We start from the raw sequence: 25,045 nt of genomic DNA, 5'->3' as shown, positions 1-25,045 counted from the left end.
ACTGCCGAATTCCGAGCCGACGGCCTACGGCGCGTAGTAGTACTCGCCCTCGCTTTTCTGCTGACTATCCAGCTGCGAGTCGGGCTTGTTGATCCGCGGCCGCGAGGTGCGCTCGTCCCGGCGGAAGGTCACCTCGAGGTTCGCGAGGAACTCGTTCATGCCGTCGCGCATCGGTTGTGGCTGGCCGGCACGACCGTGCACCGCGGGCTCGCCGTCGAAAACCATCAGGCGATCCGCGAGCAGATCCATCATGTAGATGTCGTGGTCGATAACCATCACGGTGGCGTCTTGCTGTTCGGCATAGCGCCGAATCGCCTTGGAGGCCTGCACCCGCTGTTCGACGTCGAGGTGGGCCGAGGGTTCGTCGAGCAAGTAGAGGTCGGCCGAGTCCGACAGGCAGGCCGCGATGGCCACCCGCTGGCGTTCGCCGCCGGAGAGATCCGACAGGTTCTGCTCCATGATCCGCTCTAACTGGAGCGGCTGGGCGATCTCGGTGTTCCAGTACGAGGAACCGAACTGGTCCGTGATCGACGAGAGGAACGCGTCGACCCGCATGTGCTGGTCGATCGTGACGTACTGGGGCTTGTAGGAGATATCGAGATCGAGGTCGGTGTCGCCGCCATCGGGCGTGAGGTTCCCGGTGAGCAACTTCGCGAACGTCGACTTCCCGATCCCGTTCGGACCGACGACTCCCAGCACTTCGTTCTCGCGAATCCCGCCGCCCTCGACCTCGAGGGAGAACTCGCCCTCGCCGTAGCTCTTGGTGAGGTCGGGGTACTCCACGAGCGGGTCGCCGTAGGTTTCGGTTCGGGGCGCGTGCTCCTCGAACTCGATGGGATCTGGCCGGATCCGCATGTTCTCGTTGTCGAGGTAGCCCGAAAGGTACTCGTTGATCCCGTTGCGGACCGATTTCGGCGAGGTGATGACGCCGTACGCACCCGGCTCACCGTAGGCGACGTGGAGCGTGTCCGCGAGCAAGTCGAGAATCGCAAGGTCGTGTTCGACGACGAGCACCGACTTGCCTTCCTCCTCGGCGAGTTCACGGATCAGCCGCGCCGCAGTCACGCGCTGGCCGATATCCAGATACGGCGTGACCTCGTCGAGGAAGTAAAAGTCCGTATCGCGGGCGAGCGTGGCCGCGATGGCGACCCGCTGGAGCTCCCCGCCCGAGAGGTCGTCGATCGACTGCTCCATGACCGGCCCAATCTCGAGCCGTTCGACCAGTTCGTCAAGCGCATCGCGCTCGTCGGTTCGCTCGAGCAGCTGTCGGGTGTTCCCGTCGAAACTGTTCGGGATCTGATCGACGTACTGGGGCTTTCGCGCGATCGTGATATCGCCGTCGCGCACGTCCGCGATGTAGTCCTGCAGTTCGGTCCCTCGATAGGCCTCGAGCACCTCATCCCAGCCCGGTTCCTCCTCGTGTCGGCCGAGATTGGGCTCGAGTTCGCCGGCCAGAATGCGGACGGCGGTGGTCTTCCCGATTCCGTTGGGACCGAGGATGCCGGTGACCTGGCCCTCCTGTGGCGCGGGCAGGCCGTACAGCGAGAAGGCGTTCTCACCGTAGCGGTGGACGGGCTCGTCCTGGAGTTCCTGCGGGAGGTTGATGATCTCGATCGCGTCGAAGGGACACTTCTCGACGCAGATGCCACAGGTCTCGCCCAGACAGATCTCCTCGGAGATGTGGATCTGTTCGGGCTGGCCTTCGGCGGCCTCCTCGCCGCGGAGGGTGATACACTCCTTTCCGGTTCGATTCGGCGGGCAGTAGTTCTTGCACTCGTAGCTGCACCGATCGGGCTGGCACCGGTCTAAGTCTACGACGGCGATGCTGTCATCCGCCATGGTTACCCCGAGAACTCCGCGGTCAGCAGAATGCCCCACGTCACGAACCACAGCGAGAAGGTCATGAACGCGATGAACAGGTAGTGTTTCGCCCCGAACTCGTCCTCGCCGTAGATCCCCGAGACGTTGATGAGAATGTACTGGACGAGGATCGCCCCCAGGACGAACGCGAGCGCCTCCGTGTTCTGGGCCGCGGCGCTGGATACTCCGACCCAGGACGCGGAGGCCAGCGCCGCACCGACGCCCAGCAGCGCGGACAGGGCGGTTACGCTGACCGAGCGAATGTGTTCGCGTCGGTCGCTGATCGATTCGGTCGACATAGGGGAACGTCCGAGAGCGGGGCTAAAAAGGCGTTCGCATTGTGTACGAACCGGTGCCCGTTTGCGGCGTCTCACTCGACCCGCCTCGCTGACGGTGCGGACTCGAGGGGAGACAACTGATCACCTAATTTCGAAGATATCTCCGTCGGTACGATCGCTGGTGTCGGAGTACGTCACTTGGGAGGACTCACCGGTCGGCCCGTCGACATCGATGTTCGAGAGTTCGATGGTGACGGTTCCTTTCTCGTTGCCCTGTGCGGTGTACGTAAGCTGTGACGACTGCGAGTCGAACGATACACCTCCCTTGCCGCCTTGGACCGTGAGATCGGTGTCCGTCACACTACTGTAGTCGACGCCGCCGTTGTCCTGCGGATCGGAGAAGTCGATCGTCGCGACGCCTTTGTTGCCGAGCCCGTCGACGCTAAACGAGACCGTCTGCGTCGTACTATCGGTGGTGACGTCGCTCGCGTTGAACGTTGCGGCCCCGGTAAACTTCCCTTGACCACACTGAATATCGACGGTCGCGTTGAACGTCGGCTCCGCGATACGTATCGTCGTCCCCTCTACGCCGTCGACGCGAATGACAACGTTCTGTGGACCGACGCTCTGCTTTGCCGCGCAGTCGATTGTGACGTTCGTTGCGTCCCCGGCGGCGATCGTATCCCCGGTCGTCGGCGATGCGACGGCCAAGAGACTATCGTCGACGCTCCCATCGCCGATGGACTGGATCGTCACGTCCTGTACCTCGAGCGATTCGTCGACGTTATTGACGAGGGTTCCGACGCGGAGCGGGTCGCTGTCGGCTCGTAGTTCCGTCCCGCTTACGTCGCCCGCGCTCTCGATACCGAGGTAGGCGTTCGAATCCGCTGCGGTCCGGATGTCGGTACCGCGGTCGGCCGCGAACGAACTGAACCCGAACGACGGGCCGACGAGTAAGAGCGTCCCCACTACCAGTACCACAGCACCAACTTTCGTGATCGGATTCTTGCCCATTGTCCCCCGCTACACGGTATGCTTTCGGTCTGCCGTGCCTCATCCTCGGCTCCGTCGTGACCTAGTATAGCGTACCTATCCCGTCGGACAATCAGGATAAAAGGACGGTCTATCTTCCAAATCGTTTACTGCGTTTATTCCGTTCATCACACGAAAGATCAGCTCCCTCTTTCGGTTGACCTAATCAAAGTACCGTCTCTGCTGTGCAGCAAGCGTTCTGTAACAACTCTCACGACTACTTCTGTGTCGAACGCCGATTCTGAGAGAACACGTCGTGCTCCGTCGGACTGTTATCCCGGAACCACCGGGGTAGAACTGCAGAACGCGATTTCACGAACCGACGACCCCCTCCCGCGAGTCTCACAGATCGAGAGTGATTTCGACCGGTATCTCCTCGTTTGGCTCGTTCGAATTCGCACCCTCGACATACAGGACGAGCGTGACGGTTTTCCCTTGCATATCCACCTGATTATAGGTGCCTCCGTTCTCGCCGTCACGGAACTGTTCGATATCGACGACGACCGATTCTCCGTTCGTGATCGCCGTGGGGCTCGACAAATTGTACCGGTTGGTCCCGACCTGCAGACTGCCCTCGAGGTTGATCGTCCCAGTCGCATCAACCGTGACTTCGTCGCCTGCGATGGGGAAGATGAATCCATCATCGAGCATATTGATGTGTGTCGAATCACTGGCATCGGTTACCGTAATTCCAGTCACTGTTGCATCGTTTGTACCAGTATTCTCGAGTTCGAAATTGACTCTGCTGTTCCCCTGTCCGTCGTCGTATCCAGTCGGTGCGAGGGCTTCTGGCGTCCCTTCGACGACCTGGAGATCAATGTCAGGGTCGTTAATCGGGATCGGATCGTCGGTCAGTTTTCCGTCGCCGGCGCTGTCGTCTTCGTCGCAATCGTACGAAATCCCGCCGACGGTGTACGTGGCTTCGGTCACCGAAAGTCCCGATCCCTCCGCGTCGATCAGGAACGTCACCTCCGCGTTACTGGCGGTTCCGCCGCCGTTTCCACACGCTAGGCTCACCGGTTGCAGCGGGTCTTCCGGATCGAGCGTTGACAGCTCGCCATCGTTAGCCACCTGTAAAATCGAATCGTCTGCCCCGCTCACCGAAGCGACTTCGACTGTAATCGAACCGAACGAATTTTGGATGTTGTTCTCGAGTTCGATAGCGTCGACTTCGTTGCTCTCACATTGTCTCGTGAAGAATCCCGTGCAGGTACGAGTGACCTCGCTGGTCTCCTGATCCGTAATGCCGAGATACGCCGTCGCCGGCGTTTCAGCTGCATTCACCTGTACCCCTCTGTCGGCAGTCAGCGACGATATTCCGAGCACCGGTGCAAGCATCGCTACTGTCCCGAGCAACACGAACACAATCCCGAGTTTCGTGACCGTGTTCGTCATGGTGGCCGGTCCATTTCACCGAGTCGCATCCGCCGATTCTGTACGACGTGGACGACCGCCGAGACGGCAAACAGCCCGAATATCGCCGTCGCCCAGCCGAGTTCCGGAACCGTCTCGGTCGGAATCACCTCGAGCCACAGCCCCGCCATCACAACCGAGCCGACCGCAGTTAACCCGAGGTAGTAGACAGCCCACGGGACCGAGTCGCCTGGGACGATATCGAGATAGACGTCCAGTTCGGCCGCCTCATCGGTGAGTTCGATCGTTCGATCGTCGAACTCGATCATATCGGCTCGCTCGAGCGTCGGTAAATGCGTCTGCTGAAGCGACGTGTAGACGCGCTTTCGCTCGGCCGACGTGATCGCTTCGACCTCCTTCTCGAGTTCCCAGGCGGCGACATGTTCGGCGAGATCGCCGAGCGTGACGGGTTCGTCCTCGCGCTTGCAGTAGTGGATGGCGTATCGGCGACGCTGGTTGCTCAGCAGGTCGAAAATCTCGCCCTCTCGAGACTGATCGTCCCGCTCTGTTGGCCCTGCTGTAGCCGATTGGCTCTCGCCTGTTGTCGCCATCCCCCTAATCAATACGAATAACAGTTCTATTGATATATAATGCTTGTTGCTGATCAGTGTACACAGGATTGGGACTAACGGTCAGAAACACTTTCTAACAGAGTCACAGATCGCATCTCCGTTTAATGGCTCGCAATCAGAAAAAGCACTTTCGATTTACCTGTTTCCCAGCTGTCCGCTATCCAATCACAATGCTGTTGGTGTCGACGTTGACGCCGGTGTCGCTGGACAGACTCCCATCGTTGTCTAAACCAGCGGTTCCAGACTCGAGTTTACCGGGACCGACGCCATCGTTGGCGTTGCCCTCGAGCGTCGGGCCACTCCCTTCTATACCCCCTGCCTCATTGCCCTCACCGGAGGTGGCCTCTTCGGGCGGATCACTGATCTCTGGAATGAGCGTCAGCTCGTATGGGTTTCCGACAGCAACACCTGCTCGCTCGATATCGACGTAGACGATCAGGTCATTAAAATTCGGATCGCCGTATCCATCCGTGTTCTGCGCGTCATCCCAAAGTGAATCAGTACCGGAACTATCTGTCTGGCTGGTCATCTCAAAGAGGAATATATATTCGTTTTTGCCTAAATCAAGTGTTTGAGTTTCGTTGTCCCATAGCCCTTTTTCAGCTAATATTTCGTCTGCACTCACCTGTAGGTCGTGGTACGCACGGAGTTCTGGGACAGTATCGTTTTTGTGAGTACGGACTCGGACGTTCTGAAGACTTCTATCGGCCGTAGCGTCAACATCAACCCATGGATCGCTATTATCGATATCGTCACTGTAATGGTGTGTATATCCTCCTGATTCCGTTTCCTTATTATGACACCAACTGGACAAACATTGTTCTGAGGTTGACGATAGTGTTAATGTGACCTCATTGCCTTTGATATCGTCTTTTTCAATTGAAATCGGCTTTGTCCACTCATCACCACCCTTCTTTTGCCAAGAATCATAGGTATTGATGTTATCCCCCCCCATCTTATTTTTGAACCGATGGTGAACAGTTCGCTCTCCACCACTTTCCGTGACGACAGAGAGATCAACGGGAATTAAATGATGATCATTAACTGGTCCGGTCCAAGAATAACCTGACTGTTCTGTCGAAACTTGTGTTCCTAACACAGTGACATTCGCCGCGACTGGTTCGCCTACGCCAATTCCTGTTTTTCCGGAGTTTGATTTGGCAGACACATTGAACGTCGTCGTGAGGCTATCATCATTTGTAGTGACCGTCGCGCGATATTCCCCGCCGAGGAGGCGACTTTCGTTCAACGGCCACTCGATTGTCCCGCTCTGCCCAATTTTGAACTCTTCACTGATCGTTCTCGTTTTTCGACCGTATTCATCGGGTGTTTCCCCATCGAGATACTCAAGATCGAGAGTGACAGCCGGATCATTGCCGGGATCGATCCCGGTATTTTCTATATCGAAACGGATCGTGACGTTGTCATCGTCGACGCTCCCATTCGAGAGTTCGAAGTGAGTTCCAGGTTCGCCAAAGTAGAACGATCCATTCGTCCGTAATCCGTCACCATCAGCCTTGATATTGTACTCGTAGACTGTTCCCGGTTCGAAGTCACCGTCGACGGATGGGTCGACCCCGAATGTAACCGTCTCCTCCTCACTACTCTCGAGCGTCTTCTTCTTCGGGAGTTTGACGTCCGCATCCGGGATGGTTAACGTAACGTCTCGCGTTTCCTCGGCTGCGTACGTGCTCTGGACCGTCCCCTCGACCGTGAATGGACCATCGCTTGAGACGATCTGTCCGTTTCTGACTCCTTTGTCCTCAACGACGATGAACGCCTCTTTACCGCTCCCTCCAGTCCCGACAATCGTCTCGCTCAGGTCCGTATCACTCGTCTCGACATTAAACACGTTAGAGCGACTGGGGAGGGAACTCTCGTTGATCGTCCAGCTGACGCTTCCCGTCGCACCGTACTCGAGAGAAAGCTGTTCCGTGTCACTGACACCGAGGGAAGGGAAGTCAAGCATGACGTTCTGTGTCCCATTTTCAATACCACTGTTCCGAACGTTAGCGTTGATGGTAACATTACTGTCACCAGTCGGCGTCGTTTCGATGTTGGTCACGTTGAAGTTCGCACCTGATTTGCCAAGATAGAACTCACCAGGTTCGTCTAGCGTGTCATCGATTCCGCCAGATCCATTGAGCGTGTGGATCGTGTACTCGTACGTCCGTCCGGGCGTCAGAACGTCCTCGTACTGTTTTGGCTTCACTTTCGTTGTGATTAGTTTGGTCTGTCCCCCAGGAACACCCTTGCCATCGTCAACGACAACCGCGCCTCCGTCAATAACGACGCGCATTGGGCCATCGCTGGCATCAGCTGTCGTATTGCCGGTGTTGTTCAGTTTTGCATTGAACCTGAGTTTGTTTCCGTCCGTGACGACATGGTCTCCACGTGTCGCAGGCTTATCGGTAACGCCCTCGTCCTCCTCGATGAGAAGCGTCGGACTGTCGATTGGCTCTCTGATCTCCTCGATCCGAGCTTCGACAGTATCGCCCGTCTGTGTTACGGTCACTCCCTCGTACTCATCTTCACCGAGGGAGTCCTCGAGAAACCGATGCCATCCATCGTGGTACTCGCTCTCAATTCGAATAGCGACGTTCGCTCTGTCGTTGCACCGGGTGGAGACATTGTTGATCCGGCGGGTGAGATCCGTCGCTTTACTGTGATCAGCTCGAGCCACCGCCTCGGAGCCGCCGAAATCATCGTTGTCGAGTTGGAGGATTTGCAGTTGGAGCGTGTCGTTATCGTATCCGATATCGGGCTCGGAGACGATGCGGGTTTGACCGTTGGTGGTTTCCCAGACGCCACCGCCCTGGTGAGCGATCGTGCCGCCGGCCTGCTCGTACTCGAGCGTTCCCAGACTGTCGTTAACGGAACAGCTCGCGTCGCTCCACGGGTCGCTACTCGAGCCGTTGGCGTACCAGGCGACCTCGATTTGTCCGCCGTTGCCGTTCACGTCAGATGGCCCCACGCCTTCGGGGAGTACCTGCTCCGTCTTTGTTTCCGCGACCGTCGAAAGCCGATGGTCGGTTTCCAGCATGAACTGCTGTGTCTGCTCCCTGTCGGCTTCCGACTGGATCGCATCGAACATCGCCGACCCAGCGACGAAGACCAGCATCGCACCTATCATCACGAGTGCGAACAACAGTATGATCCCGACGAGCGGACTCGCGGCACGCGTGTCCCGATCGCGGGTATCTCCCCACCTGCACCTTTCCTTGTCGGCCATTTTCAGCTTAATAGTGGGTACTTCATAAAAGCATACATGATATTTTAGTTATCAAGGATGATTACTGGACAGTCAAGTACCTCTTGCGTGGTGCTTGCGCTGCTACTAGCGCAGTCGCGAATAGCCGACGTATGTCGCTCTTACCTGCAGATCGCAACCGGAATGGGATCGCGAAATCATTTCGCCACTGGTCGTTCAACTCGTCCTCGAGTCTCGAGCGCTCGCAGCTCACCCGACGGTGTTCAGGTGGTGCTTGCGTCGGTTGACGGCCTTGACCACCGCTTCAGGCTCGGCTTGAACGGTCGTATGGCCGGTCTTTCGGACCTTCTGGATACTCAATACAAAGTGGGTGACGTTCGTGAGTGGGAGTAGGAACCGCGTTCTGGCATCCCTCGGAGGTCGAAGCTGGAGCGTGGAACGGAGATCATACCAATGAGAATGAACCGACGTAATGTGTTAGTTGGACTGGGAACGATTGTCGCGGGTGGCGGAGCCGCGCTCGGAACGGGTGCGTTTAGTAGTGTCGAGGCAGAGCGCACAGCAAACATCTCTACGGTCGGTGATGCGTCCGGTTATCTTGCTATTGAGGCCCATCCAAACAGTAGTGACGACAGCGCTACACCCAATGACCCAGATACCACATCTGATGGGTCTCCGTATTTAACCCTCAGTTCCGATGATGAATTGTCATTTAATTTTGACGGTTCGGGAGATCCTTCAACATCTGCTTCAGGCCTAAACCGTAATGCTCTCTCGAAGTTTGGTGATCTCCTTCAGATCACTAACAACGGTCCAAACTCAGTCAATTTGGATGTTGAGCTTCGAAACAGTTCTAGCAACACCACTGAAGAGGATAGTGTTTTCACCGCCTATATCTCTCAATCAAGCCCTCCGACTGGTGGATCTGAAGGTGATAGTGTAGATGGAAGTGTCACCTTGAGCTCTGGCGATACGCTCGATATCGGATTTGAGATTGACTTACGAGACCTGTCTGGCTTAGACTCATCTAAGTTCACTGATAGCAAACCTCAAAGCAACTATGGAGAGAACGTCGCCACGGTTGCATTTGTAGCTAATCAGCCATAACATCCCCTCTATCAACCTAGGTTAAATAATATATTATAGGGGGTATTAAATTGACAGATAATTCTTTCTTCCTATATATATTTATAATAGGGATATCGCTAGCAGTGGTGATACCATCAGGTGCTGTGAGTATCGGTGAAAGTGGGGATACGAGAGGAGTAATACTAGAGCCTGCTAACGGGCCAAATGGAAAATATGCTTCTCTCGATGAAGATGGTATAGCAATCGATTTTCAGAAACTCAACGACCGCTCGATAACGCGTGCAGACGATGTCTTTACAATCTCGGTCACCGACGACGATGTCGAACGAATCTGGATCGAGAACGACGTTTCCGGACTCTCCTTCTATAGGGGTGACAATCCGACGAACACGATCAGCCGATCGAACCCCCTCGAGCCGACGCCGGGCTCGACGACCAGTATTGGCGTCGCGGTTGACACGCACGAGGCGGTCAGCGGGACGGAGACGTTCACGGTCGTCGCGCAGTACGAGGACGAGGACGAAATCGAGTCCGATATTGACGGCTCGAACCTGAGCGTTTCGCCGACGAACGTCGAGGCAGGCGAGACGGTCACGGTCAATGCGACCTACCGAAATAACGGCGACGGATGGGGCACCGAAACGGCCCGGCTGACGGTCGACGGAACCGTCGTCGACCAGCGAACGATCGCCCTCTCGTCGGGTGAGGAAGAGACCGTCAGCTTCGAACGGCGCATGGAGTGGCCCGGCACGTACGATGTCGGGATTGAGGGTCTCGGGCATCAGTCGGTGACCGTCGAGGGTCCGCAGGTCGAGGTCTCGAGTGCCACCATCGACGACGCCACGATCACCGCCGGCGAGACCGCCACCGTCCGGGCGACGGTTCGGAACCCGTCCGACAGGTCACTCGAGCGCACGCTCGAGCTCGCGGTCGACGGCATCGTCGTCGATACCAGAACCGTTTCGATCCCGGCCAACGGCGAGCGGACGGTGACATTCGAGCGGCGGTTCGCGGCGGCGGGGACCTACGAGGTCGGGGTCAGCGGCGTGTCCGCAGGGACGGTGACCGTCGAGGAGCCGGGGCCGTTTTCGATCCAGAACCGCGAGCTCTCGGCGGCGACGACGGCGGCGCTCGCGCCGCCCGCGACGGCCGGACTGTTGGCCCTGGCGGTCGTCGCGAACCGGCGGTGGGCCGTTCTTCGGTAGTCGCGCCTCTATCCAATGGGGCCGCAGAAGTGGAGTTACTCTGGTTAAGAACGAATAGAGCCAGTATAGACGAGCGTCCTGCTCAGGCTGGCAACTAGGATTTCCACACCCTCCCCAGCCGACTCGTTCGCTCGCAGGCTCTCTCACTCGTCCACTGGAAGACGAAAAGCGTCTTCCAAGCTGTCACTCGTTCCATCTGCTCACGGACCGACGGCCCGTTCGCATGGTATGCGAGACCTTTGGTCTCGCACTACTCGCGACAACCTCGCGCATCGTCGTCGACGCGCTCTCGAGTCCGCTCGAGCGCGTCGCCAGCGCGCGCCACCGCGGGGTGACAGTCAGTGGTGCCGAAACGCGCGGTCTCTCGAGTATGCGATGACTCCGTGACTCCCCGTCGGAATTCTCGCGGGCTTTATACTGGAGAAGAAACATAGTGTAGTCGAACAGTCAGCCAGCCATGATCGTACTCGTCACTCGTCGATGACTACCGCGTCACTCCTCAAGCGGGGGCTCGGGTTCGGCCTCGCGCTGGTTGTCATCCTGCTAATCGTCGGCCAGCTCCTTGGACAGCCGATTCTCCTCGGCTACGTCGCGACCGGCAGCATGGAACCGACGATGGACGCCGGCGACGGGTTCGTTTCCGTTCCTAGCGCTGTCACCGGCGACGTCGAGGAGGGCGACGTCGTCGTCTATCAGGCCAGAGAACTCCACGGCGGCGGGCTGACGACCCACCGCGTGGTCGGCGAGACCGAGGAGGGGTACGTGACGAAGGGCGACGCGAACCCGTTTACGGATCAGGACGGCGGTGAACCCCACGTCACGGACGGCCAGATCGTCGCCAAAGCGTGGCAGGTAAACGGCGAGGTCGTGACGATACCCCATCTCGGAACGGCCGTTATGGGTATTCAGGGCATCACAACGGGGGCCTACGAAACCGTCGCGCCGATCATCGGCCTGACGACGACCGCATCCAACAACGGGCTCGGTGCGATGTTGGTCGCGATCGGCGTCGCCATGCTCGGCTTCGGGACGGTGTTCGAGCGACTCGGCCCGACGCGGCGCGAGACGAGCAGACGGCGCTCGCGAGAGAACGTGATTGCGTTCTGGACCGCGCTCGGACTTGTCTTGCTCGTGTTCGTGACCTTCTCGACCGCGGCGATGGTCGTCCCCTCGGGTACGACCGAGTACGGGCTCGTGAGTACGACATCGCCAAACGACGACCCGCAGGTCGTCGCGCCTGGCGAGACGGCCGAACTCACCCGGATGATCGACAACGCCGGCTACATGCCGATCGTTGTCGTCCACGAGGCTCGGAGCGGGAGTATCAACGCCGATCCCGCGTCCCAGACCATCGGCATCCGCGACAGCGGGGAGACGACGGTGACGCTATCAGCGCCCGACGAGGAGGGCGAGTATACGCGCCATCTCGGCGAATACCGGTATCTCTCCGTTCTCCCGCCGTCGGTGCTGGTCTGGCTCCACGGGATTCACCCCTTCGCCGCGATCGCCGCGGTAAACGGGGTCATCGTCGGGATCACCGTTGCAATCGTCCTCGTGATCTTCGGCAGCGGCGATCTCCGGGTTCGGTCTGCGGGTGATCACGTCCCGCTCTCGACCCGCCTCGAGCGACGACTGCGGAAGTGGCTTCGCGATCGAGAGTAGCCGCTCGAGGCCACTACCCTTATAATGGTCGGTTTCTTTCACACACGCATGTATTGTTCCGGTGACCGACCAGTTCGGAAACGGACAGCTCGGCTAGCGGGCGGGCGTGGTCGGCCAGCGGACGAGTTCGAACGACGAGGCCGAATCGGAAGGGGTGGCAAATGATCGACAGCCCGCGGCTCGAACTGGTGCTCGCCAGACACGGACGCGCGATCGCGATCGCGCTGGTTGTCGTCGGCGTTCTCGCGATCGCCGCAACCGGTTGGGCAGTCGCGAATCCGGTGACGACGACTGCGGCCCAGTTCAGCGACGAACGCGTCACGACCGACGCGGAAACGAGCGCCGTCGTCACCGAGAACGGCACGCTCTGGACCGAGGGCGATCGCCTCGAGGATAGTTCGGTCTACTTTCTGAATGCGACGCCGGAGTTGACGATCCGGCCCGAAACGAGGCTCCGGAACGAAACCGGCGGGACCCCTATCAAGGACGGGGACGTTACGCACGAACTCCGGCTTCGGTTCGAGGCGACCCGCGACGGTTCAACGTTCTGGAACGAAAGCCATGAGGTGGTCGCCGAGTCGGCGTCGGTCGAGAACGGCGTCGCGACATCGAACGCGACGATCAACGTGGAATCCTATCGGCAGCGACAGCGACAACTCGAGCGCGAGGTCTCCGGCGTCGGTTCGGTCGAGTTGTCGATGGTGCTCCGTGTCGAGTACGATACGGGCCGTCAGCAGGGGACAGTGACGGCGACGACGCCGGTAGAGATAACGGACAACGCCTACTGGCTCGGCAACTCGCTGTCGGATTCGGCGACGCACAGCCATCGGAGCGGGACGGCGCGGACGACCGAGTCCCGCAGTGCGACGCTCGTCGGCGGTCTCTCGGTGCTCGGAACGCTGTCGCTGGCCGGTGCAGCGCTCGTCGCCCGCCGGTCTCCCACGGATCTCGAGGCGGCCCGTCGTGCGGTCCACGAACGGCGCTACGCCGAGTGGATCTCGCGGGGCTCGATCCCGATGTGGATTGGCGACTATCACGTCTCGCTCGACACGCTCGAGGACGTCGTCGACGTCGCGATCGATACGAACGAACGCGTCGTCCACGACACGCAGCGGGGGCTGTTCGCGGTCGTCAACGACGGGGTGGTCTACTACTACAGCGACCGCGGTCTCTGGGAGGAGACCGCTTGGCCGGAGATGGACCTCGAGGAACAGCCGGCCGTCATCGACGGCGACGGGGAGCTGTCGCCCGAGGATCTCTCGGAGCTCGACCCGAGCGACGAGTTCGCAGCACCTGACGATCCGGACGGGTTCGAGGACGATGAGGAAGTCTGGGAACAACTCTGAGTACGGAACGACAGTTCCGGATCGGAAAGGCGAGCGCGCCGTCTCGGTCGGCGGTCCCCACGTTCGATAATAAACGAAATACGTATAGGATTGATCCGCAAAAATTCCGGTGCATGGAAACGCCACTCATTGTTACTGACTTCCTCGAGCAGGCGCGGGAGCACTACGGAGACGAGGAAGCGATCGTGGGGGTCGACGGTGACCGGTTCACCTACGCTGAGTTCGGCGAGCGGGCCGACCGGTTCGCCGCAGCGCTCCAGGACCGCGGAATCGAGAAGGGCGACCGCGTCGCCGTCCTTGATCCGAACACGCACTACCACCTTGAGGCGGCCTTCGGCGCGATGCAACTCGGTGCGGTCCACACGCCGCTGAACTACCGCCTCGAGCCGGCCGATTACGAGTACATCCTGTCGGACGCGGGCGTCGACGCGATCTACGCCGACTACGCGTTCGCGGAGAAGATCGAGGCGATCCGCGACGAGGTGCCGACGGAGACGTTCGTCACGAACGACGCGGACGCAGTGGCGGGGAACTGGGAGGAGTTCGACGGCGTGCTCGAGGACGCCGGGACCGAGTTCGATCAGCCCGAGATGGCCGAGGACGAGATCATCACGATCAACTACACCTCGGGGACGACGGGCGATCCGAAGGGGGTCTGTCGCACGCACCGGACCGAGACCCTCCACGCGTATCTGATGTCGATCTACCACGAAATCACCGACGACGACACCTATCTGTGGACGCTGCCGATGTTCCACGTCAACGGCTGGGGTCATATCTACGCGGTGACCGGCATGGGCGCGACCCACGTCTGTACGCGCGGGGTCAACCCCGACGAGGTCGTCGCGTCGATTCGCGAGGAAGACGTGTCCTTCCTCTGTGCGGCTCCGGCGGTGCTCAACCAGCTGATCGACTACTACGAAGCCGAGGGAGAACCCGAGATGACCGGCGAGAAGCGGGTTCGGGTAACGACCGCCGGGAGCGCGCCGCCGGAGGCGACCATCCGGGCCGTCGAGGACCGCTTTGGCTGGTACCTGAAACATCTCTACGGGGCGACCGAGACGGGACCGCTGATCACCATCTCCGACACCAAGCGCCTCATGAACGACGAGAACCGCTTCGAGATCAAGAAGCGCCAGGGGATGGGCGTTCTCGGCACCGACGTTCGCGTTGTCGACGAGGAGGGGAACGACGTCCCGCGCGACGACGCGACGCTCGGCGAGATCGTCGTCCGGGGTAACCAGATTATGGACCGCTACTGGAACAAGCCCGACGAGACCGACGAAGCGTTCAACGACCGCGTCGAGGGCTACTACCACACCGGCGATCTCGCGTCGGTCGACGAGAACGGTCTGATCGCGATCCGGGACCGCAAGAAGGATATCATCATCTCGGGCGGGGAGAACATCTCGAGCATCGAACTCGAGGACGCGCTGTTCGATCACGATGCGGTCGCGGACGCGGCCGTGATTCCGGCACCGAGCGACAAGTGGGGCGAAACGCCGAAGGCCTTCGTCGTCCCCTCGAACGGGGATCCGACGGATCCGCCGGTGTCGGCCGACGAACTGACCGAGTTCACCCGTGACCGACTGGCGAGTTACAAGGTCGTCCGCCGGGTCGAATACGTCAAAAAGCTCCCGAAAACGGCGACTGGAAAGACCCAGAAGTACGAACTGCGCGAGCGGGAGTGGGAGGACGAAGACCGGATGATCGGGGAGGGCTGATCGGGGAGGGCTGATCGGGGAGGGCTGATCGGCGAGGGCTGATCGGCGAGGGCTGAGCGGCGAGGGCTGAGCGGCGAGGGCTGAGCGGCGAGGCGGACTGGCCGAGGACGATTTCCGCGGGGCGAACACTGACGAATCGGTCGCTGACCGAATCGCAGCCTCGTTTTGAACGCTGTGGGGCGAACATACCTAATTTACAGAGTCACGTCGTTGCTGATACCCTCCGTCGGATCAGACACAACAGTGATATCGAACGGTTCGGCGGCTCAGGATACAATTTACACGAATAAATCTATTACATTCTATTCCGATACTCGTCGGGTAAGGCTCAACTTTTATACTGCTGGGGCCTTTCGATTCGTAATATGGCAGAGACCGACGGGGAGGAAATCGAAGACTTGCCACCGAGTGCGAAACTCGTCTTCAAGGTTCTCGAGTATGATGGGCCACTGACGCAGAAACAAATCGTCGAGGAATCGATGCTCTCGGCCCGGACGGTACGGTACGCGCTCGAGCGACTCGAAGATATCGGGATCGTCGACGAGGACATCTACTTTGCGGACGCTCGGCAGAGTCTCTACCGGCTCGAGGAGCCGGTCGCGGCCGATGGGAACGGCGTCGAGGACTCCCCGAAAAAGGACGCTTGCTGTGCGGAATAACAGCGAGAACGGCAGTATTATTTTCTAGCGGTGACCGTCCCCGGTATGGACAAAGAGCGGCTCCCGCGATGGGGCTGGCTGATGGTCGGGCTGTTTCTCGCGGTACTGGTTGCGAACCTGCTCAATCTACTCGTTCTGGTGCCGGCCGTGTTCCCCGAAGCGTACCGCTCAGTTACGGTCATCACGACCATGTCGCCGGTGCTGATCTACGTCGGTATCTGGTACGACGAGGATCGACGACGGTACTGGACGAATTCGCGGGCGAAAATCGCCGGTGACGTCCTGTTCGTCGTGACGGGGGCGGCACTGGGGTCGGCGATCGCGCTCGTGGCGATCGTCGGTTCCGGGCTCCCCGACTTTCTGTCGGATATCGTCGCGATGGGCGTCGGCTTCCTCCTGTCGTGGGGGCTGTTCTGGTGGCGCAACCAGGGTCTGTACGCCGACGAACCCGATCGCTGAATCCGCGTATCGAGGGACGATCACGGATCCGCGCGGCCGCGTCCGCTGCGATCACTCGAGCGCGTCCGAACCGTCGAGGAGTCCTTCCTTGCCACGGCCAGCGATCCCCGGTGTCGGGGGGGTGGCGCGTTTGTGTTCGGTGTCCGCGTGTAGCGAGGCGATCTCCTCGGCCGTGTCGCGGTCGATCTGAAGTTCAGCGATGGCCTCGTCGAACGAGCGACCCTCCTCGACGAGCCGGTACAACAGCGGGTCGATGACGTCGTAGCGTGCGCCGAGTTCGTCAGCGTCCGTCTGGGTGGCCCAAAAGCCCGCCGTCGGTTCCTTGCTGACGATCCGGCGGGGGAGTCCGATGTGTTTTGCGAGCGCCCGAACCTCCGTCTTGTAGCAGTCGCCGATTGGGTAGGCGTCGGCCGCGCCGTCTCCGTATTTGGTGAAGTAGCCGAGTAACCACTCCGAGCGGTTCGCCGTGCCGAGGACGACCCGCGACTGACGGTTGGCCGCGTAGTAGGCGGTGAGCATCCTGAGCCGCGCGGTCGCGTTTCCGATTTCGCGGTTTCGCTCGTTCGGTCGGTTGTCGGCCTCGGTCTCCGACTCGAGTTCGCTCGCGACCGTCTCGTCGAAGACCTCGAGGAGCGGGCGCAACTGGATCTCTTCGAAGTCGATTCCCATTCCCTCGGCGATCGTGTGCGCGTCGCTGACGTGGGCCTGCTCGGTCATGTGACAGGGCAGTCCCAGCCCGAGGACACCGTCGCTGCCGATTGCTTCGACCGCCAGCGCCGCGGTCAGCGTCGAATCGATGCCGCCGCTCATCGCGACGACGACCCCGTCCGCGCCGGCGTCGGCGACGCTGGTCCGGATCGCTGCCACGATCCGCTCGCGGACGACCTCGAGCGAGCGCCGATCAGTGACGAACGCCCCGTCCGTCCGCGCCACGTCCGAGAAGACGGACGTCTTCCTATCTACGCTCATACGTTGGAATCACTCCGTTGTTCACGTTATACCTGAACGGTTGTCTCGTATATGAAGCTATTCCTTAAACACCTAGTTGCTCTACCCGTGTCGAGGACGCACATGGTCTGGTATCGGCGGAGTTAACTGATCATGTGCTCACTTTCCAGCCACAAATGACCCGCTTCCGTACGTTTGCAGTCTTCCCGTCGGTCGGGTCGATCGTCACCGGCTCTTTCCGGTCGATCGCTCGCTCGAGTTCCTCCGCGATCGCGCTCCCTCGAGACACCTGAATCTCACACACGCACCTTTTTCTCGTCGGGTTCGTTCACTTCGCTCACTCACCGCTCCTCGAAAAATCTGCGCCAAAAAGCCGCTCACTCACTCCGTTCGCTCCGAACCGCGCACCGCTCGCGGATCGACCGTTTATGACGGAACGATCGTCACCGGATCTTTCCGGTCGATCGCTCGCTCGAGTTCCTCCGCGATCGCGCTCCCTCGAGACACCTGAATCTCGCCGCCGCGGCTCACCGTTGCGGTAAACAGGTACTCGCCGGCGGCCTGGACCTCGACGGTTTCGCCGTGGTTGCCGTCGACGGGGATGACGATGTGCCGCGAGGTGATTTCGGGCTGGACCATCTGACCGGCCTTGGAACCGCCGCTACTGCCACCACCACTACCGCCGTCGCCGTTCGCGCTGGCTCCGCCGGCACCACCGCCTGCACCGTAGTTCGGGTTCTCGTCGTGCGTTCGGACGTCGATGTCGATCCCCAGCCGGTTCTCGACGTCGGTGATGCGGCCGCCACCTTTGCCGATGACGCTCGAGATGTCGTCTTCTTCCACGTAGACGACGGCCTTGTCCTGGCCCTTGAGTTCGACGTCGACGTAGCCGTGGGCGATCGAGCGGATCTCCCGTTCGATCTCCTGTTTGGCGATGCGGTCGACGCCGGACTCGTTCGCCGGGCCGCCGTCCTCGTCTTTCAGCGGGACGGTGACGACCTGCCGGTTGAAGGTGTAGATCTCGTACTCGGGCTCGCCGGTCTGGAAGTTCGTAATCTGAATCACGGGGCGGGCGAGGTCCTCCTCGGTGAGTCCCGCGGGAACCTTGACTTCGGTCTTGACGTCGTAGACGGTATGGACCTCGCCGGCTTCGATGTAGATGACGGTGTCGACGACCTGGGGAATCATCCCGAGTTCGACGCGACCCACGAGTCGCTGGAGCGCGTCGATCGCTCGCGTCGCGTGAACGACGCCGATCATGCCGACGCCGGCCAATCGCATGTCTGCGAAGACCTCGAAGTCGTTGGTTTTCCGGACCTCGTCGTAGATCGTGTAGTCCGGTCGGACCATCAACAGGGCGTCGGCGGTCTTGGCCATCTCGCCGCCCAGTTCCGTGTACTGGGTGATGTCCGGACCGACCTGCAGGTCCCGCGGTTTCTCCATCGTCTTGACCGAGTAGTCGTGGTCCGAAATGTAGCGGGCGACCGCCTGCGCGAACGTCGACTTCCCCGCACCGGGCGCACCTGAAATGAGAACGCCGCGCTGGCGCTCGAGCAGCCGGTCTTTCAGTTCGTCGGCGTGCTCGTAGTCGTCGATGTCGGTCTGGGCGATCGGACGGACGGCGGTGATCTCGATGCCGTCCGAGAAGGGGGGTCGGCCGATCGCGATCCGGTAGTCTCGGAACTGGACGATGTTCATCCCCGGCTCCGAGAGCTCGAGGAAGCCGTCGGAGGACTCCTTCGCACCGTCGACGACCTCGCGGGCGTACTCGTCCATCGTCGCCTCGTCGAGCGGTTCGTCGGCGATCTCCTCGTAGGCCATTGCGCCGAGTTCCCCGCGTTTGGCCTTCGGCACGGCGTCCGTCTTGAGGTGGACGCTCATCGTCTGGTCGTCGAAGAACTCCTCGACGGCCAGCGTCCCAATCTCGCGAACCTCGGGTGAGACGTGCTCGACGTCGAGTCCCTTCGCCTCGGCGACCTCGGCCTGGACGACGTCGCTCGTGACGAAGGTCGCGTCGAGTTCCTCCGCGAGATCGCGGATCAGGGCGTCGATCTCGCCCTCGGAGGCATGGCCCCGCTCGATGGCGTTGGGCCGCTCGCCGACGTACTCGAGGTCGACGACGCCCTCGTCGGCCAGGTCGGCCAGCTGCTGGAGTTCTTCGAGGCCGTCCCAGCCGCTGTCGATCCCGTCGTTCGCCTGCGCCTCGAGCTCCGCGACGACCGCCTCGGGGACGCAGATCGTCGCTCCCTCGAACTGCCCGTCTTCGATAGTCGCCGAAACGCGGCCGTCGATAACCACGCTTGTATCCGGCACGACGTTCATACGTAAACTGGTCGACGTACGCCTATAAGGGTGTCCACAGCAAACCTACGCTCCTCGTTTCCACTCCACACGCCCCGCTCCGTGCGACTGAATCCCACGTTCCTATTCAGCGGGAACACTCACGGAAACTTACTCGATCGACCGAACACGTTTCGATCATGCAATCGCAGCAGACGTTCGGACGCGGCGGACTCAACGGCTTTCTCGACGTCGACGAACTCGTCGATCGTATTGGGCTCGACGAGGACGAAATCGCGTGGCGAAAGGAGTTCATCGGATTCGACGAGGACGACGAGCGGCGGCTGTCGGCCCTCGAGCCGTTGGTCCAGGCAAACGCCGAGGCGATCGCCGACGACTTCTACGAGAACGTGTTGCACTACGAGCAGACCCGAGCGATCGTCGACCGGTCGCCGAAAGATGTCGACGCCCTCAAACAAACGCAGCAGGCGTATCTCGTCTCGCTGGCCGCCGGGGAGTACGACCGGGAGTTCTTCATGAATCGGGCGCGGATCGGCAAACTCCACGAGCTACTGGACATGCCCCTGAAGCAGTACGTGGGACAGTACGGCGTCTACTACGATCTGATCCTGTCCCGGCTAAACGAGCGGGTCCAGCAGCAGGTCGTCGACGCTATCGAGGAGTGGGCCGAAGAGCGCGACGCCGAGGGAGACGGCGGCCTCGAGCGGTTCGTCGGCGCGCTGGGACTCGGTGGCGGCGTCGAGGACGCGGAAGACGGCCTCGAGGAGTCGTTCGAGGAAACCGTCAGAGACGCCATCGACGACGGCATGATGGACATCCTCTCGCTGTTGCGGATCATCAATCTCGACATGCAGGTCGCAGTCGACACGTACGTCGACTCGTACGCACAGCAACTCGAGGAGTCGATCGAACGCCGGACGCGACTCGCTCGCGAGGTCGAAGCGGACGTTCAGGGGCCGATTGCCGAACTCCACGACTCGAGCGAGGCGGTCGCGAACCGCGCCGAGGCGATCAGCGAGCACACCGAGTCACAGGCGACCGGCGTCACGCGGGCCGCGGGCGAACTCAACGACGTGAGCGCCGCGGTTGAGGAGGTCGCGAGCGTCGCCGATGAGGTTCGCGAGGAGAGCGACCGGACCGAGCGACTCGCCGCCGAGGGCGTCGATGCGGCCGACGACGCGCTGTCCGAACTCGAGGCGATCGAGGACGCGACCGACCGCGTCGCCGACGCCGTCGATGCCCTCGCAGAGCGGACGGACGAAATCGACGAGATCGTCGACCGACTCGACGACCTCGCGGAACGGACGACGGTGCTGGCGGCAAACGCGAAGATCGAGTCCTCCAGGTCGGACGCCAACGGCGGCGAGACGATGGGCGTCATCGCGAACGAAGTCCGCTCGTTCGCCGAGCAGACGAAAGCCGACCTCACCGAGATCGAAACCGCCGTCGAAGCCGTCCGCGAAGACGCCGCGGCGACCGTTGAGACGACCGAGGAAACGGTGAGCCGCGTCGAGACCGGAACGGACCGCGTTCGGGAGACGGTCGACTCGCTCGAGGAGATCCACGAGTCGGCACGCGAGACGGCATCGGGGATGGAGGACGTGGCGGCCGCGACCGATCAACAGGCCCGCGGTGTCGAGGCGACCGCGGAGACGCTCGAGGAGCTTTCGGAGTCGGCCGACAGGGTCGCGAGCGCCGCGGGGTCGGTTGCGGCGGCGAGCCAACAGCAGACGGCCAGCCTCAGCGAGGTCCGCGAGTCGGTCGCGCGCTTGACCGACGACGAGCCCGATTCCGAGTCGCCGGTCTACGAGCGACTCGGCTGATCCGGACCGCAGACACCGACTGCGGGCGTCGGTGCACTAAACACGACCGGGGCCGACACTCCCTGTATGACTCTCGTCGATCTGACGCGCGAACTCGTCGCCATCCCGAGCCACGAGGACGAGACCGCTGCCGGCGACTTCCTCGAGACGTGGCTCCGTCGCGAGACCGACGCCGACGTGACTCGAGACGCCGCCGGCAACGTGATCGCGCGGACGGGACCGGGCGAGGAAACGCTCGCGCTGGTCGGACACCACGACGTCGTAGCGCCGGCCGAGTCACAGGTCGCGAGCGGCGGCGGAGACGGCGCCGGACCGAACGAGTACGACGTCGCCGAGCGCGATGGTCGCCTCTACGGTCGCGGCACGGCAGACATGAAGGGGGCGCTCGCGGCCGCGCTGCTCGCCTTTCGCGACGCCGACCCCGCCGGCGAGTTGGTCTTCGCGAGCTTCGTCGGCGAGGAGGTCGGCGGCGTCGGTGCACGGCATGCGATCGAGCAGGGGTTCTCACCCGACTACGCCGTCGTCGGCGAGGGATCGACCAACTACTCGGGGCCGGACGTCACCGATGTGGCCGTCGCACACAAGGGTCGCCGCGGGAGCACCATCACCGCTCGCGGGACCGCGGCGCACGCCAGCGAGGCCGACGCCGGCGAGAACGCCATCTACCGCGCGACCGCGGCCGTGGACCGCGTCCGCGACATAGAGCCCCCGTCGGTCGACGCGGCGGGCGACACGCTCGAGGGCCGGCTCACCGTCACGGAAATAGAGGGCGGGTCGGCGATGAACGTCGTTCCGGCCCGCTGTACGTTCACCGTCGACGAGCGGACGGTGCCGGGCGAACGTGCGGCCCTCGAGCGGGTCGCAGGCCTCGAGGGGGTCGAGTGGGCGGTCGATCAGGACTTGCCGCCGATGCGCTGTGACGACGACGCGTTCGCCGACGCGGTTCTGGCGGCCGCAACCGACGCGCAGGCGGGCGAGCCCGAACTCGTGACGAAACCCCACGCGACCGATGCGGGCTGGCTCTCGCAGGCCGGCACGGAGTGTGTCATCTACGGCCCGTCCGAACCCGGCGAAGCCCACACCGACGACGAGAGCGTCTCGATCGACGTTCTCGAGCGCTGTCTCGAGACCTATCGGGGACTCGCGGAGCGGTGGCCGCCATCGCGGTGACGTCGTCGCGGTAGCCGGCTCTTTGATCGTCGATTTTCAGACCCCCGGGACGCCGACCGCCTCGAAACCGGTGACGCCGAGCACCGCGAGGGCGTAGAGTACGATCAGGACGGTGACCCACGCCACGAGCCCGATCATCGCCGCGGCGGTCCAGTCGCCGGGATACCGCCAGTTGATGACCGCGACGTACGCGATCAGTGCCAGTAGCGGCCCGACGAGTGGTATCCAGCCGACGACGAAACCGACGATCGCCCAGACGATGGCTCCGATCAACGCGGTGACGATGGCGTGATCGTAGTCTCCCCGACCGACGATAACTCGCGCACCCGCGTAGATGCCGAGCGCACCGATCAGCAGGCTTACGATGAATACGATAGCTGACGCGATTGGTGATGCAACGACCATAGTGAGACGGCTTACGTCAGCTCGGTGGAACAGTCCGCTGCTTGCACGTTCCATCTGTCTCTCATCGGCTAGCGAGCGCGGCGTGACAGCAGCGTGCAACGCCTTGGCAACGGTGTACTGATCGTCTCGAGAGTCGACAGGTCTTCGAGTGCCCCGCCCGCCATTCGCATTCGATCGCTTCGAAGTGACCGGAACCACGACGTTGATGCCGCTTCCGAGCGAACGATACGCCTATGGCGACCGATCAGTCTCCGAGCGACGCGAGCGAGGCCGACACGTACGAACAGTTCGAAGACCGGGTTCGGCGCATCTCGAACGTGGGCAACGCGGCCGGGATCCTGCGGTGGGATCAGGAGGTCGTAATGCCCGACGAGGGGACGCCCGCCCGCGCACAGCAGCTCTCGACGCTGTCCTCGATCAGTCACGAACTCCTGACCGCAGACGAGACCGGCGAGTTGCTCTCGGAACTTGAAGGCGAGACGACTGCGTCGTCTCGAGAAGCGAGCGGTGAAACCGCGAGCACCGACCTCGAGGACGAACAGGCCGCGGTCGTCCGCGAGGTTCGCCGCACGTACGACCGCGAGACGAGCGTCCCGGGGGAACTGGTCGAGGAGATTTCGGCGACGGCGTCGAACGCCCATCCCACGTGGAAGCAGGCCCGAGAGGAAGACGACTTCGAGCAGTTCGCGCCGACGCTCGAGAAACTGGTCGAACTCAAGCGGGAGTACGCCAACCACATTGATCCGGACGCGGATCCCTACGCCGTGCTCTTCGCGGACTACGAGCCCTACATCGACCTCGAGACGGCCGAGCGCGTTCTCGAGCGCCTGCGTGAGAATCTCGTCCCGCTGATCGATGCGGTCCAGGAGAGCGACGCCGAGCTGACGACCGACGCCTTCGCGGGGCAGTTCGACGACGACGATCAGGAGGCGCTGGCCCGCGACGTGCTCGACTCGCTAGGCTACGACTGGGATCGCGGCCGCCTCGATACAGCACCGCATCCGTTCTCCTCGGGAACGCAGTTCGACGCGCGCGTGACGACCCGCTTTGAGGAGGACGACTTGCTCGGGTCGATCACCTCGACGATCCACGAGTTCGGCCACGCGAACTACACGCAGGGTCTCCCGGACGAGGGGTACGCCACGCCGCTGGGCGAGGCTCGTGACCTCTCCGTCCACGAGTCCCAGTCTCGACTCTGGGAGAATCACGTTGGCCGTTCCCGCCCCTTCTGGGAGCACTTCCTGCCGATCGCCCGCGAGCGGTTTCCGGAACTCGAGGACGTTTCCCCCGAGGAGGCCTATGAGGCCGCCAATCAGGTCCACGACGATAACCTCATCCGGGTCGAGGCGGACGAACTCACCTACCACCTCCATATCGTCATCCGCTTCGAGATCGAGCGCGATCTGATCCGGGGCGATCTCGAGGTCTCGGAGGTCCCCGAGGTTTGGAACGATAAGTACGAGGAATATCTCGGCGTTCGTCCCGAAACCGACGCGGAAGGCTGCCTGCAGGACATTCACTGGTCTCACGGCGACTTCGGCTACTTCTCGACGTACTCGCTGGGCTCGGTGCTCGCGGCGCAGTTGTACGCCGCGGCGGAAGACGATCGGGGCACCTTCGACGAGCAGATCCGCGAGGGCGAGTTCGACGAACTCAACGGCTGGCTCCGCGAGAACGTCCACCGCCACGGCAAGCGCTACGTCACGCCGGCTCTGATCGAGCGGGCCACCGGTGAGGAGCTGACCGCGGACTACTTCCTCGAGTACGTCACCTCGAAGTACGGCGAGCTGTACGACCTCGAGAGGTACTGAACCGGCGGACTCTGTCGTCTCGCTCACTTAATTCCCGGTTCCACGGTCGTCGGAGTGTCGTTGTCAGAGTCGCCTTC

General features: G+C 61.6%; 21 protein-coding genes. 11 read left to right on the top strand and 10 right to left on the bottom strand.

Features of this window, described 5'->3' with window-relative positions; all coding sequences use genetic code 11:
- Positions 1 to 24: 24 nt before the first annotated feature.
- The 6 genes from ACEWFR_RS12740 to ACEWFR_RS12715 all read right to left on the bottom strand — a co-directional run bounded on the left by ACEWFR_RS12740 (position 25) and on the right by ACEWFR_RS12715 (position 8,387).
- Positions 25 to 1,839: a ribosome biogenesis/translation initiation ATPase RLI gene (locus ACEWFR_RS12740; RefSeq protein WP_374061390.1), complete on the bottom strand. Its 1,815-nt coding sequence runs from the start codon at positions 1,837 to 1,839 to the stop codon at positions 25 to 27.
- Positions 1,840 to 1,841: 2 nt separating this feature from the next.
- Positions 1,842 to 2,159, bottom strand: coding sequence for a hypothetical protein (locus ACEWFR_RS12735; RefSeq protein ID WP_374061388.1), 318 nt, complete (start codon positions 2,157 to 2,159; stop codon positions 1,842 to 1,844).
- A gap of 120 nt (positions 2,160 to 2,279) precedes the next feature.
- Positions 2,280 to 3,119, bottom strand: coding sequence for a hypothetical protein (locus ACEWFR_RS12730; protein WP_374061387.1), 840 nt, complete (start codon positions 3,117 to 3,119; stop codon positions 2,280 to 2,282).
- A 393-nt stretch (positions 3,120 to 3,512) separates the two neighbouring features.
- Positions 3,513 to 4,565, bottom strand: a complete 1,053-nt coding sequence (locus ACEWFR_RS12725; RefSeq protein ID WP_374061386.1) for a hypothetical protein — start codon at positions 4,563 to 4,565, stop codon at positions 3,513 to 3,515.
- Positions 4,562 to 5,134 (bottom strand): hypothetical protein, encoded by a 573-nt coding sequence (locus ACEWFR_RS12720; protein ID WP_374061385.1) that lies wholly within the window; start codon positions 5,132 to 5,134, stop codon positions 4,562 to 4,564. Before ACEWFR_RS12720 ends, ACEWFR_RS12725 begins: the two co-directional genes overlap by 4 nt.
- A gap of 178 nt (positions 5,135 to 5,312) precedes the next feature.
- The gene (locus tag ACEWFR_RS12715; RefSeq protein ID WP_374061384.1) at positions 5,313 to 8,387 is read right to left on the bottom strand and encodes a hypothetical protein; all 3,075 of its coding nucleotides are present in this window, start codon (positions 8,385 to 8,387) and stop codon (positions 5,313 to 5,315) included.
- Positions 8,388 to 8,819: 432 nt separating this feature from the next.
- Between ACEWFR_RS12715 and ACEWFR_RS12710 the strand changes: the two genes are divergently transcribed.
- The 8 genes from ACEWFR_RS12710 (at position 8,820) to ACEWFR_RS12675 (ending at position 16,510) form a co-directional block, all read left to right on the top strand.
- Positions 8,820 to 9,473, top strand: coding sequence for a hypothetical protein (locus ACEWFR_RS12710; RefSeq protein WP_374061383.1), 654 nt, complete (start codon positions 8,820 to 8,822; stop codon positions 9,471 to 9,473).
- A 125-nt stretch (positions 9,474 to 9,598) separates the two neighbouring features.
- Positions 9,599 to 10,660, top strand: a complete 1,062-nt coding sequence (locus ACEWFR_RS12705; protein WP_374061382.1) for a CARDB domain-containing protein — start codon at positions 9,599 to 9,601, stop codon at positions 10,658 to 10,660.
- A 223-nt stretch (positions 10,661 to 10,883) separates the two neighbouring features.
- Positions 10,884 to 11,039 (top strand): hypothetical protein, encoded by a 156-nt coding sequence (locus tag ACEWFR_RS12700; protein ID WP_374061381.1) that lies wholly within the window; start codon positions 10,884 to 10,886, stop codon positions 11,037 to 11,039.
- A gap of 101 nt (positions 11,040 to 11,140) precedes the next feature.
- Positions 11,141 to 12,322, top strand: a complete 1,182-nt coding sequence (locus ACEWFR_RS12695; RefSeq protein WP_374061379.1) for a signal peptidase I — start codon at positions 11,141 to 11,143, stop codon at positions 12,320 to 12,322.
- Positions 12,323 to 12,483: 161 nt separating this feature from the next.
- Entirely contained in the window at positions 12,484 to 13,668 is a 1,185-nt protein-coding gene (locus ACEWFR_RS12690; protein WP_374061378.1) for a DUF5305 domain-containing protein, read from the top strand.
- A gap of 113 nt (positions 13,669 to 13,781) precedes the next feature.
- The gene (locus ACEWFR_RS12685; RefSeq protein WP_374061377.1) at positions 13,782 to 15,392 is read left to right on the top strand and encodes a long-chain-fatty-acid--CoA ligase; all 1,611 of its coding nucleotides are present in this window, start codon (positions 13,782 to 13,784) and stop codon (positions 15,390 to 15,392) included.
- 365 nt (positions 15,393 to 15,757) lie between these two features.
- Entirely contained in the window at positions 15,758 to 16,051 is a 294-nt protein-coding gene (locus tag ACEWFR_RS12680) for a helix-turn-helix domain-containing protein (protein ID WP_098725359.1), read from the top strand.
- A 45-nt stretch (positions 16,052 to 16,096) separates the two neighbouring features.
- Positions 16,097 to 16,510 (top strand): hypothetical protein, encoded by a 414-nt coding sequence (locus ACEWFR_RS12675; protein ID WP_374061376.1) that lies wholly within the window; start codon positions 16,097 to 16,099, stop codon positions 16,508 to 16,510.
- 51 nt (positions 16,511 to 16,561) lie between these two features.
- Here ACEWFR_RS12675 and ACEWFR_RS12670 read toward each other — a convergent pair whose 3' ends face one another.
- The 3 genes from ACEWFR_RS12670 to ACEWFR_RS12660 all read right to left on the bottom strand — a co-directional run bounded on the left by ACEWFR_RS12670 (position 16,562) and on the right by ACEWFR_RS12660 (position 19,780).
- Positions 16,562 to 17,479: an NAD+ synthase gene (locus ACEWFR_RS12670; protein WP_374061375.1), complete on the bottom strand. Its 918-nt coding sequence runs from the start codon at positions 17,477 to 17,479 to the stop codon at positions 16,562 to 16,564.
- A gap of 130 nt (positions 17,480 to 17,609) precedes the next feature.
- Positions 17,610 to 17,762 carry a hypothetical protein gene (locus ACEWFR_RS12665; RefSeq protein ID WP_374061374.1) on the bottom strand — a complete coding sequence of 51 codons (153 nt, stop codon included), beginning with the start codon at positions 17,760 to 17,762 and terminating at the stop codon, positions 17,610 to 17,612.
- Positions 17,763 to 17,884: 122 nt separating this feature from the next.
- On the bottom strand, positions 17,885 to 19,780 hold the full coding sequence (locus ACEWFR_RS12660) for a PINc/VapC family ATPase (protein WP_374061373.1): 1,896 nt from the start codon (positions 19,778 to 19,780) through the stop codon (positions 17,885 to 17,887).
- 158 nt (positions 19,781 to 19,938) lie between these two features.
- Between ACEWFR_RS12660 and ACEWFR_RS12655 the strand changes: the two genes are divergently transcribed.
- Complete coding sequence (locus ACEWFR_RS12655) at positions 19,939 to 21,582, top strand: protoglobin domain-containing protein (protein WP_374061371.1); 1,644 nt, start codon at positions 19,939 to 19,941, stop codon at positions 21,580 to 21,582.
- 66 nt (positions 21,583 to 21,648) lie between these two features.
- Complete coding sequence (locus ACEWFR_RS12650; RefSeq protein ID WP_374061370.1) at positions 21,649 to 22,752, top strand: M20 family metallopeptidase; 1,104 nt, start codon at positions 21,649 to 21,651, stop codon at positions 22,750 to 22,752.
- Positions 22,753 to 22,788: 36 nt separating this feature from the next.
- Here ACEWFR_RS12650 and ACEWFR_RS12645 read toward each other — a convergent pair whose 3' ends face one another.
- On the bottom strand, positions 22,789 to 23,157 hold the full coding sequence (locus ACEWFR_RS12645; RefSeq protein WP_098725364.1) for a hypothetical protein: 369 nt from the start codon (positions 23,155 to 23,157) through the stop codon (positions 22,789 to 22,791).
- Between the two features lie 233 nt (positions 23,158 to 23,390).
- On the opposite strand from ACEWFR_RS12645, the gene ACEWFR_RS12640 reads away from it, so the two are divergent.
- The gene (locus ACEWFR_RS12640; RefSeq protein ID WP_374061369.1) at positions 23,391 to 24,968 is read left to right on the top strand and encodes a carboxypeptidase M32; all 1,578 of its coding nucleotides are present in this window, start codon (positions 23,391 to 23,393) and stop codon (positions 24,966 to 24,968) included.
- The last annotated feature ends 77 nt before the right edge of the window (positions 24,969 to 25,045 follow it).

The organism is Natrinema sp. H-ect4 (assembly GCF_041894845.1).
GTDB lineage: Archaea > Halobacteriota > Halobacteria > Halobacteriales > Natrialbaceae > Natrinema.
The sequence above is the reverse complement of the archived record's forward strand: the minus strand, read 5'-3'. Positions and strand labels throughout refer to the sequence as shown.